Annotated in this window: 15 protein-coding genes; 8 read left to right on the forward strand and 7 right to left on the reverse strand. The window is 62.6% G+C overall.

All coding sequences use genetic code 11. The features are described from left to right. Positions 1 to 56: 56 nt before the first annotated feature. The gene (locus MOD31_RS05805) at positions 57 to 602 is read left to right on the forward strand and encodes a thioesterase family protein (protein WP_142938287.1); all 546 of its coding nucleotides are present in this window, start codon (positions 57 to 59) and stop codon (positions 600 to 602) included. Here the strand turns inward: MOD31_RS05805 and MOD31_RS05810 are convergent. The 3 genes from MOD31_RS05810 to MOD31_RS05820 are packed head-to-tail and all read right to left on the reverse strand — an operon-like array spanning position 599 to position 3,106. Continuing rightward, on the reverse strand, positions 599 to 1,399 hold the full coding sequence (locus MOD31_RS05810) for an ABC transporter permease subunit (protein ID WP_250820096.1): 801 nt from the start codon (positions 1,397 to 1,399) through the stop codon (positions 599 to 601). The genes MOD31_RS05805 and MOD31_RS05810 overlap by 4 nt on opposite strands. Beyond that, the gene (locus tag MOD31_RS05815) at positions 1,392 to 2,432 is read right to left on the reverse strand and encodes an ABC transporter ATP-binding protein (protein ID WP_223940686.1); all 1,041 of its coding nucleotides are present in this window, start codon (positions 2,430 to 2,432) and stop codon (positions 1,392 to 1,394) included. The genes MOD31_RS05810 and MOD31_RS05815 overlap by 8 nt, the downstream gene beginning before the upstream one ends. Continuing rightward, a complete protein-coding gene (locus MOD31_RS05820; RefSeq protein WP_250820097.1) occupies positions 2,429 to 3,106 on the reverse strand; it encodes a TetR family transcriptional regulator in 678 nt (225 codons plus the stop codon). The genes MOD31_RS05815 and MOD31_RS05820 overlap by 4 nt, the downstream gene beginning before the upstream one ends. Before the next feature lie 142 nt (positions 3,107 to 3,248). Between MOD31_RS05820 and MOD31_RS05825 the strand changes: the two genes are divergently transcribed. Next, the gene (locus MOD31_RS05825) at positions 3,249 to 3,626 is read left to right on the forward strand and encodes a co-chaperone YbbN (RefSeq protein WP_142938291.1); all 378 of its coding nucleotides are present in this window, start codon (positions 3,249 to 3,251) and stop codon (positions 3,624 to 3,626) included. A 106-nt stretch (positions 3,627 to 3,732) separates the two neighbouring features. On the opposite strand, the gene MOD31_RS05830 is transcribed toward MOD31_RS05825, so the two are convergent. Beyond that, the gene (locus tag MOD31_RS05830) at positions 3,733 to 4,011 is read right to left on the reverse strand and encodes a putative quinol monooxygenase (protein ID WP_011775682.1); all 279 of its coding nucleotides are present in this window, start codon (positions 4,009 to 4,011) and stop codon (positions 3,733 to 3,735) included. An 83-nt stretch (positions 4,012 to 4,094) separates the two neighbouring features. Between MOD31_RS05830 and MOD31_RS05835 the strand changes: the two genes are divergently transcribed. Next, on the forward strand, positions 4,095 to 5,786 hold the full coding sequence (locus MOD31_RS05835; RefSeq protein WP_223940684.1) for an AMP-binding protein: 1,692 nt from the start codon (positions 4,095 to 4,097) through the stop codon (positions 5,784 to 5,786). Here MOD31_RS05835 and MOD31_RS05840 read toward each other — a convergent pair whose 3' ends face one another. From MOD31_RS05840 to MOD31_RS05850, 3 genes are all read right to left on the reverse strand, one after another. Continuing rightward, positions 5,787 to 6,599: an ABC transporter permease gene (locus tag MOD31_RS05840; protein ID WP_250820098.1), complete on the reverse strand. Its 813-nt coding sequence runs from the start codon at positions 6,597 to 6,599 to the stop codon at positions 5,787 to 5,789. After that, positions 6,599 to 7,567: an ATP-binding cassette domain-containing protein gene (locus MOD31_RS05845; RefSeq protein ID WP_187697115.1), complete on the reverse strand. Its 969-nt coding sequence runs from the start codon at positions 7,565 to 7,567 to the stop codon at positions 6,599 to 6,601. Before MOD31_RS05845 ends, MOD31_RS05840 begins: the two co-directional genes overlap by 1 nt. Before the next feature lie 103 nt (positions 7,568 to 7,670). Further along, a complete protein-coding gene (locus MOD31_RS05850; RefSeq protein ID WP_250820099.1) occupies positions 7,671 to 8,642 on the reverse strand; it encodes a DNA-3-methyladenine glycosylase in 972 nt (323 codons plus the stop codon). 156 nt (positions 8,643 to 8,798) lie between these two features. Between MOD31_RS05850 and MOD31_RS05855 the strand changes: the two genes are divergently transcribed. The 5 genes from MOD31_RS05855 (at position 8,799) to MOD31_RS05875 (ending at position 13,947) form a co-directional block, all read left to right on the forward strand. Next, positions 8,799 to 9,191 (forward strand): VOC family protein, encoded by a 393-nt coding sequence (locus MOD31_RS05855; protein WP_250820100.1) that lies wholly within the window; start codon positions 8,799 to 8,801, stop codon positions 9,189 to 9,191. A 54-nt stretch (positions 9,192 to 9,245) separates the two neighbouring features. Further along, a complete protein-coding gene (locus MOD31_RS05860) occupies positions 9,246 to 10,631 on the forward strand; it encodes a cystathionine beta-synthase (protein ID WP_142938296.1) in 1,386 nt (461 codons plus the stop codon). A gap of 52 nt (positions 10,632 to 10,683) precedes the next feature. Continuing rightward, a complete protein-coding gene (locus tag MOD31_RS05865; protein WP_250820101.1) occupies positions 10,684 to 11,847 on the forward strand; it encodes a cystathionine gamma-synthase in 1,164 nt (387 codons plus the stop codon). 130 nt (positions 11,848 to 11,977) lie between these two features. After that, positions 11,978 to 12,529: a helix-turn-helix domain-containing protein gene (locus MOD31_RS05870; RefSeq protein ID WP_250820102.1), complete on the forward strand. Its 552-nt coding sequence runs from the start codon at positions 11,978 to 11,980 to the stop codon at positions 12,527 to 12,529. After that, positions 12,526 to 13,947, forward strand: coding sequence for an MFS transporter (locus MOD31_RS05875; RefSeq protein WP_250820103.1), 1,422 nt, complete (start codon positions 12,526 to 12,528; stop codon positions 13,945 to 13,947). Before MOD31_RS05870 ends, MOD31_RS05875 begins: the two co-directional genes overlap by 4 nt. Positions 13,948 to 14,063 lie beyond the last annotated feature (116 nt).

Consider the following 14,063-nt stretch of genomic DNA (forward strand, 5'->3'; position numbering starts at 1 on the left):
GTCCACTATGCGGTCCATGCATTCCCCAACAAGTTACCGGTGGGTAACATTGAGTTATGCATTTGCTTCTTCGCACCCTCATGTTGCTGTTCACCTCCTCCAAGCGCTCGCCGCTCGGTGTTTGGGAAGAATCGTCGCTGCCCCTGCGGGTTCTGCCCACTGACATCGACATCGCGATGCACGTCAACAACGGCATGTATTTCTCGTTGATGGACCTCGGCCGTTTCGACCTCATGGTCCGCAGCGGCATCTGGACGAGAATGCGCAAGCGGGGTTGGAGCCCGGTGGCAGCCGGTGAAACCATCGCCTTTCGCAAGTCTCTTCAACTCTGGCAGCAATACACCATTGAAACCCGCATCATTGGCCTGGACACGAAGGCCATCTATTTTGAACAGCGCATGGTAGTAGACGGTGAAATCTATGCGCGGGCGCACATCGCCACCCGCTTGGTCTGTAAGGGTAAGCCAGTTACGCAGGAAGAAATCATCGCTGAGTTCGGGGCGCCACCGGCTGACCTTGAGTTGCCCGAATGGATCCACGAATGGCGGGAAAACAATGCCCTTCCCGGATCGCGGCGGCCAGCGCCGCACGTCTGGAGCTAAACCCCCACATCGCGTCGCTGCAGCGCGACTGCGCCCAGCACAATTAGCCCCGCCGAAATGCCGTACAAGCCCGTGGCAGCTCCCCAGTCTGCGCCGTTGGCTACAGGGGAGTTACCGTACGCCCAGTGGTACGGCGAAAGGTTCAGCAACCACTGGACGTCGGGACTTTGCCGTCCCACGGCGTTGAACACATAACCAAGAACAGCTACGGCGGCACCGGCGGCGATCCCGTAGACTTTCCGGCCGCTCAGTGCCCCGGCGAAGAGCGCGGCGGTCCCGCTGAGAAGTGCCAGGGCTGCGAACAGCAGTACCGCACCTGCGAGATGTCCGACGTCGATGCCCAGTTGCGAGGGCCCGTTCAGTCCCAGCACCAACAGAAAAACAAGGACCGAAAGCAACGCAATGCGAACCACGATTGCCAAGGCGCGTTCAAGGACTATCTGCACCCGGGTAACACTGTGGGCAAGCGTCAGTTCCAGCAAGCCGGATTCCTCGTCGCCCCCTACGGCCGCGGCACCCCAGCCGATGGAGGCCATGGACATCAGCAGGAATCCGATCAACCCGAACATGGTGGCCTGGGTGTAGCCGGGTCCCGAAGCGATTTGATCGTAGTTCAGGGCTTTGGTCATCTCAGGAGGAAGCGCATTGATCAGGTCCTGCATCTGCGCACTGCCTCCAATCGAGGGATAGAGCGGCAGGTACAGCATGCATGCCGCCGACAAACCAACTGCCCAAGCAAGCGTTGAACGCCATGAGTCAGTCAGGGCCTTGGTGAACAAGGGGAGGATTCTAGGCACGGTGTGCTCCTTCCACGTGCCGGCCCTGTGTTTGACCATTTCCAAGCCCCGGAGGTTGGCCAAGCCCCGGAGACTGGCCCGGCTGAGAAGACTGGCCCGGCTGAGGAGTTTGGGCTGTGTATAGAGTGAGCACAGCTTCCTCCAGGTCCGGTTCTTCGAGGACCAGGTCCGTCAAGTTCAACCTGGCCAGCGCCTGAACCAAGGGCTGAACGTGGCCGGACAGCATCGCCGTGGCCTCAACTGTTCCGGATGTGTGACCGTCGGCCTTGAGCTCCCGCACCACCATATTGGCGACGCCTGGCACCCGGGCCAGCAGCGCGCCGACGTCGTGCGCTTCCGTTTCGGTGCTGGTGAACCGTACCTGCCGGACTGCTGCAGTCCGGAGCGCTTCCACGGTGGAAACGGTCACGATGCCGCCGTCGCGGAGGATGGCGACGGCGTCGGCGGCCTGCTGCACTTCGCTGAGAACGTGCGAACTGAGGAACACAGTTGCGCCGCCATCCACTGCCTCGCGGACCATCGCATGGAACACCTGTTGGACCAGGGGATCCAGGCCGCTGGTGGGTTCGTCCAGCACCAGGAGTTCGGGCTTATGCATGAAGGCCTGAAGCAGCCCCAGCTTTTGCTTGTTGCCTTTGGAGAGTTTCCGGGTCTGTCGATCCAGATCAAGGTTCAGCCGCTCGGCGAGTTCGTTGACATGCTTGGGGTCCACCGGGCCGCTGATCGCCGCGAAGTGCTCCAGCATGCGGCGCCCCGTGGTCCTGTTTTCCAAGTGAAGCTCGCCGGGGAGGTAGCCGATCCGGCGGCGGAGGGCAGTGCCGGCAGAACGCGGATCTTCTCCCAAAACGGAAATGGACCCCGCGCTGGGCCGAATAATATCCAGCAGGCAGCGCATGGTAGTGGTCTTGCCTGCGCCGTTCGGGCCAATGACGCCGAAGACTGTCCCGCGGTCAACCGCGAAATCGAGTCCGTGCAGGACTTCGCGGTGACCGAACTTTTTGCGTAAACCCTCGACGACGATTGCCTGGGTCACGGGGCATGCTCCTTTCCGTGGTTGCTGGTTTCTTGTTCAAGGGCGTCGCGGGCCGCATCCAGGAAACGCGCATCGGTGTAGAAGCCGTGCGTGTAAATCTCCAGGGCGGGCAGGGTCAGTTGCCGGAGAAGGTCGGGGCCGATGCCGTGCGGTTCAGGGTCCACCAGTCCCAGCGTCCGTGAGAGGTGCCGGCCCAGCATGAGGATTGAGAAGCTGTTGGAGGCGATCACGACGGCGGTGGACCGGACGTCGTCGAACGCCCTGATGGTTCCCGCCGCTATCCCGGCGTGGATGATGTCCTGCGTTTGCTTCACGACGGCGTCGAAGAAGGCGTCGCCGGCCTCGGATTCGTCGCTGAGGGTGCGTCGGATGTAGGTGATTTCGTCGGAGTATTGGTCGGGGTGGTTCATGTAGTCCTGGATCAGCTGCCGCGTGGAGACTGGATCGGTTTTTTCGCGGCCCTGGGTGGCTGTTTGCGCGAGGACATGCTGATCACAGGCTTCACGAAGCCCGGTTTTGCTGCCGAAGTGGTGGATGACCAGGCCTGGACTGACCCCTGCGGCAGAGGCAACTGACCTGATAGTTGCGCGGGCGAAACCATCGCGGCCGAAGATCCCAATGGCGGCGTCGCGGATCCGGGCCCGGGTGGTCAAATCCTGTGCGTTTGAACGCATGTTTCAAAGACTAAACACTTGTTCAATCCGGGACAAGACGTGCTCTAAAACTTCCCGCTCGGCGTTTATTCCCGGTGACGCAGACAGCGAACAGGGAGGCCCTCCGCGGGACTTCGCGGGCGGGGTCGCGTACCGTGGAAGCATGGCTACAGTTGACATCACTGGAGAACAGTTCGCATCGACCATTGAGGACAATGACATTGTCCTGGTGGATTTCTGGGCATCTTGGTGTGCCCCGTGCCGTCAGTTTGCCCCCACGTACGGGGCTGCTTCTGAGAAGCACACTGACGTGGTGTTCGCGAAGGTAGACACCGAGGCTGAGCAGCAGCTCGCCGCCGAGGCCGGGATCACGTCCATCCCCACGCTCATGGCTTTCCGCGAAAAGGTTCTGGTCTTCTCGCAGCCGGGTGCCCTGAACGGCCCGCAGCTTGAGCAGGTCATCGAGGCCGTGAAGGGGCTGGACATGGAAGAGGTCCACGCGCACGTCGCCAAGGCACGTGCCGAGGCTCAGGAAAACTAAGACTCATCGGCGGCTTCGAAACATCGATGCCGCCGGAAAGCATCGAGGTCGCCGGAAAATTCCGGCGACCTCGATGATTTAAGGCGTTCTCACAGTCTTGCGGCGATTACAGCCGTTCGAGCTTGACCGGCTCGGCAAGCAGAGCGCTGAGGGATTCGTTGAGGTCCTGGACGGCGATGCCCTTGGAGTGCTTTTCCAGAAGCTCTTCGGATTCCCAACGCTCGGTCAGGACGAGCTTTTCCTCGGTCGCTTCGGTCAGTTCGTAACGGATGCAGCCGGGCTCGTTGACGACCTCGTCGATCGCGATTTCCAAAGCGAGCTTCACGCGGAAGAACTCGCCTTCGTTGGGGATGAACGTGGCCTGCAGGTCAATGGGTGCACTCATGGTTCCAACCCTACCGGCAGGACACGCCGCCGCTGGAGGTGGTTACGGTTCTGTTGCGGGCAGTCCCTTGGTAGCGTTCCGTCATGTTGTCCTATACCGCCGGAGACACTGCCGTCCCGCTGCTCGAAGAGACCATTGGTGCCAATTTTGAGCGCGTCGCGGCGCAGTTCCCCTTGCGGGATGCGCTGATCGAGGCCGCTGCAACACCAGGCGGCGATGCTCGCCGGTGGAGCTACCAAAAGTTGAACGACGACGTCGATCACCTCGCCCGCGCACTGCTCGCCATGGACGTGGGCAAAGGTGAGAGGATCGGCATTTGGAGTCCGAACTGCGCAGAGTGGACCATCCTTCAATACGCCACAGCAAAGATTGGCGCCGTGCTGGTCAATGTGAACCCGGCGTATCGCAGCCACGAGCTGGAGTTCGTGGTGAAACAGAACGGCATGAGAATGCTGGTGGCCGCACCAAGCGACAAGAACAGCGACTATGTGGGCATGGCCAGGGATGCGGCCGGCAACTGTCCCGAGCTTCGGGAGATCGTTTTCCTTCCGGGAGCGCCGGAACTGGGACTCACTGTGGGCGTCCCCGTAGCCAACCTCGAACTCACGTACAGCCAACTTCTGACCCGGGCAGACGGCGTCGGGCCTTCAGCACTGCGTGAACGCATGGCGGAACTGGACCCTCACGATCCCATCAACCTGCAGTACACCTCAGGCACCACGGGATTCCCCAAGGGCGCCACGTTGACGCACCACAACATCCTCAACAACGGGCACTCGATCGGCCGGCTCCTGAACTACACCGAGCATGACCGGGTGGTGATTCCCGTGCCGTTTTATCACTGCTTCGGCATGGTGATCGGAAACCTGAATGCCCTGAGCTTGGGCGCGGCCACCATCATTCCAGGACGCGGGTTCAATGCATCGGCGGCGTTGGAAGCCGTGCAGGACTTCGGCGGGACTTCCTTGTACGGAGTGCCCACCATGTTCATCGCCGAGCTCGCGCTGGAGGACTTCACCTCCTACGATCTCTCCACGTTGCGGACAGGAGTGATGGCAGGTTCCTTGTGTCCCATCGAAGTGATGCGCCGGGTGATCGATGAGATGCACATGGTGGATGTTGCCATTTGCTACGGCATGACCGAGACCTCGCCCGTGTCCACCATGACCCGCCCGGGGGACACGCTGGAGCAGCGGACCAGCACGGTAGGCCGGACAATGCCGCACCTGGAGAGCCGCATCATTGACCCGGGTTCCGGGGAAGTGGTGGAGCGTGGCGTGATCGGCGAGCTCTGCACGCGGGGTTACTCGGTGATGAAGGGTTACTGGGGCCAGCCGGACAAAACCGCGGAGGCAATCGACGCTGATGGCTGGATGCACACCGGTGACCTGGCCCGCATGGACGAGGATGGCTACCTGGTGATCGAGGGCCGCATCAAGGACATGGTGATCCGTGGCGGCGAGAATATCTACCCCCGCGAGATCGAAGAATTCCTGTACCTCCACCCGTCCATCCAGGATGTTCAGGTCATCGGCGTCCCGGACCGGAAATACGGAGAAGAGCTCATGGCCTGCATCATCCTCAAACCCGGTGTTGCCGCGCTGACGGTCCAGGACATTGCCGAGTACTGTCGCGGCAAACTGGCCCACTACAAGATCCCGCGCTACATCGACGTCCGCGAATCCTTCCCCATGACGGTCTCCGGCAAGGTGCGGAAGGTGGACATGCGGCAGGACGCGATTTCCCGGCTACATCTCCAAGCGCAAGGCAGGTAGTTAGTTGGTATTGCGCTTGATGGTCCGGATTCCCACCGCAAGCCCGACGGCGGCCGTCACCAGAGCGGCCACGAGCCCCCACATGGTGTCCGTACCGATACGTCCGGCAAACAACTCACGTTCAGCATTGACCAGGTAGGTCAGTGGATTGAACAGGCTGGCCACCTTCATCCACCCCGGACCGGCCTCAATGGGCAGCATGATTCCGGAGAGGATCATCAGCGGGAACAGCAGGGTTTGCTGCACGCCCCAGAAGATCCATTCCTTGTTCTGCGAAACCAAGGCCAGCGAATAGGACAAAGCGCCCAGCCCGATGCCGAAGATGCCCAGAATGACCAAACCCAACACCACGTGCATGGGGTAGAAAACGAAGCCGAAGGGGATGCAGACCACGGCGATCAGCAAGCCCTGCAGTACCAAGGGAGCCCACTCCTTCAACGCCCGGCCAATCATCAGGGAGGACCGCGAGAGCGGCGTGGCAAGAATCCGCTCATAGGAACCGGTCATGAGTTCGTACTGCAGGTTGGAACCGGTCATGGAGGTGCCGAACAAGGCAATCATCACCACCACCCCGGGAAGGAACCATTGAAGCGTGGACTGGCCACCGAAGGCTGGAGCCCCCACGGCCGCACCCAGCAGTGGCCCGAACAACCCGAGGAACACCAGGGGTTGGATGAGGGAGAAAATCAGCGAGAACGGATCCCGCAGCGGCAGCAACATCTCACGCCAGAACACAAACCACGTGTCCGTCACAACGCTGCGCGGCCCCCGCTTCTGGAGAGTCACACCCGGGGCAACGGCTTGTTCAATCATCAGACTTCAGCTCCTTCCCGCAGGCTGCGGCCGGTCAGTTCCAGAAAAACGTCGTCCAGCGTTGGCGGTTTCAACTCCAGGGACTGGGCGGGAGCGCCGGCGTCGTGCATTTCCTTCAGCAACCCCGGCGCAAGCCGGGCACCGTGGGCCAGCCGAAGCCGGAAGCGGACTACGCCGTCGTACGCGTTTTCCTCCATGTCGCCTTCGGCGGCAGCGCGGCCCAGCAGCCCCCGCACCTCGGACGCGGCACCGGCGGCGACCTCCACTGCCAGGAGGTCCCCGGCAAGATTCGCTTTGAGCCGTGAAGCGGTGTCGTCGGCGATGATGGTTCCGTGGTCGATCACAATGACGCGCTCGGACATCGAATCGGCCTCATCCATGTAGTGGGTAGTCAGTACGATGGTGGTCCCGTGTTCCTCGCGCATCCGCATGATGTGCTCCCAGAGGTTGGCGCGGTTCTGGGGATCCATGCCTGTGGACGGCTCATCGAGGAACAGCAAGCCGGGCGAGTGCATCAGCCCGAGGGCAACGTCCATGCGTCGCCGTTGCCCGCCGGAAAGTTTGATGACCGTGCGCTTGGCGAGTTCGCTGAGGTCCAGGGAAGCCATGAGAGATTCGGCGCGGGCTTTGGCGTCTGTGGTGTTCATTCCGTAGAAGCGGCCTTGCATGATCAATTCGTCGATCACCCGGTAGCTGTGCCCGCCCCCGTTGCCTTGTCCGATGTACCCGATCCGGGCACGGACGCCCGCAGGATCCTTGTCCACATCAACCCCAGCTACGGTGGCGGAGCCGGACGTGGGTCTCAACAGCGTGGTGAGCATCCGCAGGGTTGTGGATTTGCCGGCGCCGTTGGGGCCCAGGAAAGCAACCAGTTCGCCGGGGGCGACGTCAATGTCCACGCCCTTCACGGCCTCGACGGTTTCCTTCTTCACGGTGAAGGTCTTGGTGAGCTTGTTGGTGTGGATCACGGTCACTCCAGGGACGGCTGGTGATGGCTCCAAAGCGCCACGGTATACCCGCCCGGAGAGGCCGTCCATGCCCCTGCGGACACCTTCGGTCCGCAATGAAAGCTCAGTGTCCGCGGTGATCCTGAACGGTCATCCGGGGCCCGAACGTGGGCTTGCGGAAGCCGCTGAGGTACAGCATCCGGACCAGCCGCTGCCTGTGTCCGCGCCACGGCTCCAGGAGCTCGATCATGCCTGCGTCGTCTGTTTTTTGTCCTGTCAGGGCGTACCCGACGTAAGCAGCCAGGTGGTAGTCGCCTACGGAAATCGAGTCCGGGCAGCCGTGGGTTCGTTGAACTACTTCTGCTGCGGTCCAAATGCCGATGCCCGGTATGGTCTGCAGCTTGGCGCCGGCTTTCGCCGCGTCCAGCCCGGCAAGACGTTCAAGCGCGACGGCGGACTGCAGCGCCCGCATGACAGTTGCCGAGCGCTGTGGTCCAACACCGGCTTTGTGCCACTCCCACGAAGGGATGGCCAGCCACTGCCTGGCGGTAGGAGGGACCAGAAGCCCGGCAGGAGCCTTACCCGGGGCAGGCGTTCCGTAGCGGTACATCAAATACCGGTACCCGCGCCGTGCCTCCAAAGACGTGACCTTTTGTTCCAGGACGGCCGGCACCAGTGCGTCCACCATCCGCCCGGTGGAGGGCAGCCGCAAAGCCGGGTTCCGGCGTCGGGATTCTGTGACCAAGCGCGGGAGGGTTGCATGGAAGGTGGGTTCGTCGAAGGCCGACCAATCGTCGTCGGCGCCCAGCAACCTGGGCACAGCGGCCACGGCGTCCTCCGCCCCGGGCCCCCAGGCCTGTGCGTCCACGAAGGATTCGGTCCCCAGCCCACCTCCCGAGAGGCGCAGCGTCACTGGGCCGGAGGGTGCGGTGAACGCCATCCAAAATCCGCTGGAATGCGTTGTGAAGGACGGATCCGCCTTGCCGCGCATGAGCGGAAACATGGTCTGGTCCAAACGGAAGGAACTGCCCGGGTACCACCGGACAGCCGCATCTGCCGAGGCCGCGACAATAGGCGGGGCGTCTGCGATGGTCATGTATTTATGGTCCCACGATCGACCGACAATCTGCTGACGGTAACCCCCTGCAGTAACCCCTTACGGCAGCAGCCGGCCAGGTCTAGACTCCGTGATGTGGCGAGGACGCGCCGCACCATGAACCATCACAAATCCACGGAACAAGGAGCGCGAACCATGGCCGCCATTGTGCATTTCGAGATTCCTACGGACAATCAAGACCGGGCCAACACCTTCTACCAGAGTGCCTTCGGCTGGAACCTGAGTCCCATGCAGGGGATGGACTATACGATCGCCATCACAGCACCTTCCGATGAACAGACAGGCGCGCCAAAAGAGCCCGGTTCCATCAACGGCGCCCTGTTCCCACGGACCGACGCCTTGAAGACACCCGTCCTCACCCTGGACGTAGAGGACATTGATGCCGCGCTCAAGCAGGTGGAATCTGCCGGCGGCAGTGTGGTCCAAGCCAAGGAGGCCATGCCCGCCATGGGCTGGTATGCCTACTTCAAGGACACCGAAGGCAACGTTTTGGGCCTATGGCAGAACGACACCTCTGCCGGCGCATGATCGCTGACGGCGCCGGGTCCAGACCCTAAGCAACCAGACGGTAACTTTGTATCTATGAAGTATGCCCAGTCCGTGTTGGACCTCATCGGCAATACGCCGCTCATCAAGCTCAACCACGTCACCGAGGGAATCAGGGCCACCGTCCTGGTGAAGCTCGAATACATCAATCCCGGCGGATCCATCAAGGACCGGATCGCCGTGAAGATGATCGAAGACGCGGAAAAGGACGGTCGGCTCAAGCCGGGCGGAACCATCGTTGAGCCGACATCGGGCAACACCGGGGTGGGACTGGCGCTTGTCGCCCAGCAAAAGGGTTACAAGTGCGTTTTTGTGGTGCCGGATAAGGTGGGCGAGGACAAGCGGGCCGTGCTGAGGGCGTACGGGGCCGAAGTGGTGGTGACGCCCACCGCGGTAGCACCTGACAGCCCGCAGAGCTACTACGGCGTCTCCGACCGTCTGGTCAAGGAGATCCCAGGCGCCTTCAAACCGGACCAGTTCTCCAATCCCGCCGCCCCTGGCAGCCACTTCGAGACCACAGGCCCGGAAATCTGGCGGGACACGGACGGCCGGGTCACTCACGTGGTCATTGGCGCCGGAACCGGCGGCACCATCACCGGTACGGGCCGCTACCTTAAGCAGGTCTCGGCGGACCGCGCGGATTCCGACGGCGGCCAGGTCAAGGTCATTGGGGCGGACCCGGAAGGCTCGGTCTACTCAGGCGGAACCGGCCGGCCGTACTTCGTGGAGGGCGTGGGCGAGGACATGTGGCCCGGCAACTACGATCCCGCGGTGCCGGATGACGTGATTGCCGTATCCGACGCTGACTCCTTCTCCATGACCCGCCGCCTCGCCCGCGAGGAGGGCCTGCTGGTGGGCGGTTCCTCCGGCATGGCCGTCGTTGCGGCGTTGCACGCAGCCAAGGACCTGGACGAGTCCGCCGTGGTTGTGGTGATCCTCCCGGACTCGGGCCGTGGCTACCTTGCCAAGATCTTCAACGATCAGTGGATGCGTTCCTACGGCTTCCTGGCCGGCGGCGAGGAAGCTTCCGTGGGCGAGGTGCTCAAATCCAAGACGGGAGAGATGCCGGACCTGGTCCACATCCACCCGAACGAAACGGTCCGCGATGTCATCAACATCATGAACGAGTTCGGCGTATCCCACATACCGGTTCTTTCACAGGAACCCCCGGTGGTGATGGGCGAGGTCCTCGGGGCAGTTGATGAGCGCAGCCTCACCACAAAACTGTTCCGCGGCGAAGCCAAGCTGGCTGACAAGGTCTCCGAACACATGGGCGAGCGCCTGCCCGTGATCGGCTCCCTGGAGACCCTTTCCGCCGCCCGGGAGCTGCTGTCCGACGTCGATACCCTGATGGTGACCTTCGCGGGAGCCCCCGTGGGAATCCTGACCCGGCACGACCTCCTGGCCTACTTGAGCAACTGAGCGCCCCGCGCCGATTCCACTGCAATCCCTGAACGAAACTAGAGGAGCTTCAATGTCTGCCATCAACAACGCCGGGTTCAACACGCGCGCCGTCCACGCTGGACAGGCTTTCGAACCGGTGACCGGCGCTGTTGTGCCGCCACTGCACTTCAGCACCACGTACGCCCAGGACGGGATCGGCAATCTCCGTTCAGGATACGAATACGGCCGTGGAGGCAACCCCACCCGCGACGCCCTCCAAGAGCAACTCGCCGCCCTTGAAGGTGGCACGGCTGCGTTTTCCTTCGGCTCGGGGCTGGCAGCGGAGGATTCACTGATCCGGGCGCTTGCCCGGCCGGGGGACCACATTGTGCTGGGCAATGATGCCTACGGTGGCACCTATCGCCTGATCAACCGCGTGCTGGGGGACTGGGGCATCGGCAACACCCCGGTGGACATGGCCGATCTCGATGCCGTTGCTGCTGCTGTTGCTGCCAACAAGACGCGCCTGGTGTGGGTGGAGACGCCGTCCAACCCGATGATGAAAATCACGGACATCGAGGCGCTCGCCGCAGTAGCGCACGACGCCGGTGCCCTCCTTGTGGTGGATAACACCTTCGCGTCGCCCTACTTGCAGACCCCGCTCGCCCTGGGGGCCGATGTTGTGGTGCACTCCACCACCAAGTACATCGGGGGCCACTCCGACGTTGTTGGCGGCGCCGTTGTGGTCAAGGACGCGGATCTTGCCGAGAAGATCGGGTTCGTTCAGTTTGCGGTGGGTGCGGTGTCCGGCCCGATGGATGCCTTCCTGACTACCCGTGGCTTGAAGACGCTGGGTGTTCGCATGGACCGCCACAGTGAGAATGGCCAGGCTGTGGCCGAATGGTTGCTGCAGCGTCCCGAGGTTGAAGCCGTCCTTTACCCGGGCCTCCCGGATCACCCAGGTCATGAGCTCGCTGCCAAGCAGATGAAGAAGTTCGGCGGCATGGTGTCCGTACAGTTCAAGGGCGGCGAAGCGGCAGCCCGTACGGTCGCCGAATCCACCTCGGTGTTCACTCTGGCAGAGTCCCTGGGCGGCATCGAGTCCCTCATGAACTACCCCTCGGAGATGACCCACGCTTCGGTGAAGGGGACCGAGTTGGCTGTTCCGGTCAACCTTCTGCGCCTTTCCTGCGGCATCGAGGAAGCGGAGGACCTGATCGCAGACCTGGAACAGGCCTTCGCCAAAATCAGATAGTCCTTCGCTGCCCGTCCTTCGAATCCGGCTCTTGTTCGCACTCTCACCGGGGAAGTGAGGAACAAGAGTCGGATCTTTTCGCCTGCGCAACACCTAGCTTTCTTTAGCGAAGTCAGCTAATTTTGTGCGCATGCCTCTTCGTTCTGACTGGTCTGCGCGCACGTGCAGCCTTGCCCGTGGGTTGGATGTCCTCGGCGACCCCTGGGGGAGCCTGGTCCTCCGCGAGATCTTCTTCGGCAACGGCCGCTTCGATGCGATCAAGCAACGCCTCGAAGTAGCCGACAACGTCCTCAGTAAACGCCTGGGATGGCTTCTGGACGCTGGGCTGCTCGCCCAACGCCCCTATCAGGACGGCGCCCGCACACGGCAGGAATACGTCCTCACCCCCAAGGGAGAGGACACGCTTCCCGTGCTCAACGCCATCATCATCTGGGCTGAGAAACACCTGGACGCTCCCAACGAGGTGTCCCACATGAAGGTCATCCACACTGACTGCGGTCAAGCCACCATGTCCGCCGATACCTGCACCAGCTGTGGCGCCCGGCTGACCGCAGCCAACACCAGCTGGCACAGCTTCAAACGCAGTGACCATCCACTTCCGCTCGCCGTCGCACCCCTTGAAACCCGAAACACAGCTGAAACCCGAACTACAGCTTCCCCTGGTACGGAGATCCCCGCATGACCGCTCCCGACGTCACAGGGACCCCGCCCGAAGAAACACGGACCCCCACGGGAAAGGCGGGCAGGCGCCGACGCCTCCACCCCGCCTGGATCGTTGCAGCGGTTGCCTTCCTGGCGCTGGTTGGAGCCGCCGGGTTCCGTGCGGCGCCCGGCGTCCTCATGGTCCCGCTGCAGGAGGAATTCGGCTGGTCCACCACGGTCCTGTCCCTGGCCGTAAGCATCAACCTGGTCCTGTTCGGCTTGACGGCTCCGTTCGCCGCGGCCCTGATGGAGCGCTTCGGTATCCGGAAGGTCACCTCGCTGGCTCTCTGCCTCATCGGGCTCGGCTCCGCCCTGACGGTCTTCGTCAACCAGTCCTGGCAGATCCTGCTCACCTGGGGCCTGCTGATCGGACTGGGCACCGGTTCCATGGCCCTTGTCTTCGCCGCCACCATCGCCAACACCTGGTTCGCCGAAAGCCGTGGCCTGGTGATCGGCATCCTGACTGCCGGTAGTGCAGCCGGCCAGTTGGTATTCCTGCCCTTTATCGCGGCCCTTGCCCAAAACCCGGGCTGGCGCGGTGCATCCTTGCTCATCGCGGCAGGTGCGCTCGCAGTAGTCCCGCTGGTGCTGCGCTGGCTGCGGAACTCACCTGCCGACGTCGGGGTGTTGCCTTACGGTGCCGAGGAAGCCGCAGCGGCTGAACCCGCCGCCGCTGAATCTGACACGAAAGCCGCCGACGCCGGAACAACCGCTGCGACGTTTGGCAAGCCCGCCGTTGTGGTTGCTGTGCCGGGGGCAGGGGATTCTCCCAACGCCGCGATTCGTGCACTGCAGGTCCTCAAACGCGCGAGTAAGGTCCGGACGTTTTGGGCATTGGCAGCGGGATTCGCGATCTGTGGGGCTACCACCAATGGACTGATCGGCACGCACTTCATTCCGTCCGCACACGATCACGGCATGCCTGAAACCACAGCGGCGGGTTTGCTGGCCGTCGTCGGGATCTTCGACATCGTGGGGACCATCGCGTCCGGATGGTTAACGGACCGCTTCAACCCCAAAGTGCTGCTGGCTGTGTATTACCAGTTCCGGGGGATCGGTCTGCTGGTGTTGCCGCTGCTTCTGGGCTCGTCGGTTGAGCCGAGCATGATTATCTTCGTGGTGGTCTACGGGCTCGATTGGGTAGCCACCGTGCCTCCCACCGCCGCTATTTGCCGCTCGGTTTTCGGTGCCGACGGGTCTGTGGTGTTCGGCTGGGTGTTCGCAGCCCACCAGCTCGGGGCTGCCGTTGCGGCACTCCTGGCCGGGTTCATCCGCGATGCCACCGGGCACTACAACTACGCCTGGCTGGGCGCAGCCGCCATGTGCACGGTGGCCGCTGTCATTAGTGCCACCATCCGCAAGGATGCAGCTAAGAAGGAGCCCGTGGCGGTCGCCTGACACCCCTGTCCTTTCGTTGCGGGGCCCGCTCTGCGTGGTATTCCCGCGTCGAATCGCGCAAAACGGGCCCCGCAACGCACGGGGGTGGTGTTGTGGGGCCCGCTCTGCGCGCTATT

Origin of the sequence: Paenarthrobacter sp. TYUT067 (assembly GCF_023656375.1) — a bacterium.
In the GTDB taxonomy this organism is placed as follows: Bacteria; Actinomycetota; Actinomycetes; order Actinomycetales; family Micrococcaceae; genus Arthrobacter.

Bases quoted from the DNA above. Each gene is read 5' to 3' on its own strand.
- MOD31_RS05805 (WP_142938287.1), top strand. From the start codon at position 57: ATGCATTTGCTTCTTCGCACCCTCATGTTGCTGTTCACCTCCTCCAAG.
- MOD31_RS05820 (WP_250820097.1), bottom strand. From the start codon at position 3,106: ATGCGTTCAAACGCACAGGATTTGACCACCCGGGCCCGGATCCGCGAC.
- MOD31_RS05825 (WP_142938291.1), top strand. From the start codon at position 3,249: ATGGCTACAGTTGACATCACTGGAGAACAGTTCGCATCGACCATTGAG.
- MOD31_RS05830 (WP_011775682.1), bottom strand. From the start codon at position 4,011: ATGAGTGCACCCATTGACCTGCAGGCCACGTTCATCCCCAACGAAGGC.
- MOD31_RS05835 (WP_223940684.1), top strand. From the start codon at position 4,095: ATGTTGTCCTATACCGCCGGAGACACTGCCGTCCCGCTGCTCGAAGAG.
- MOD31_RS05840 (WP_250820098.1), bottom strand. From the start codon at position 6,599: ATGATTGAACAAGCCGTTGCCCCGGGTGTGACTCTCCAGAAGCGGGGG.
- MOD31_RS05850 (WP_250820099.1), bottom strand. From the start codon at position 8,642: ATGACCATCGCAGACGCCCCGCCTATTGTCGCGGCCTCGGCAGATGCG.
- MOD31_RS05855 (WP_250820100.1), top strand. From the start codon at position 8,799: ATGGCCGCCATTGTGCATTTCGAGATTCCTACGGACAATCAAGACCGG.
- MOD31_RS05860 (WP_142938296.1), top strand. From the start codon at position 9,246: ATGAAGTATGCCCAGTCCGTGTTGGACCTCATCGGCAATACGCCGCTC.
- MOD31_RS05865 (WP_250820101.1), top strand. From the start codon at position 10,684: ATGTCTGCCATCAACAACGCCGGGTTCAACACGCGCGCCGTCCACGCT.
- MOD31_RS05870 (WP_250820102.1), top strand. From the start codon at position 11,978: ATGCCTCTTCGTTCTGACTGGTCTGCGCGCACGTGCAGCCTTGCCCGT.
- MOD31_RS05875 (WP_250820103.1), top strand. From the start codon at position 12,526: ATGACCGCTCCCGACGTCACAGGGACCCCGCCCGAAGAAACACGGACC.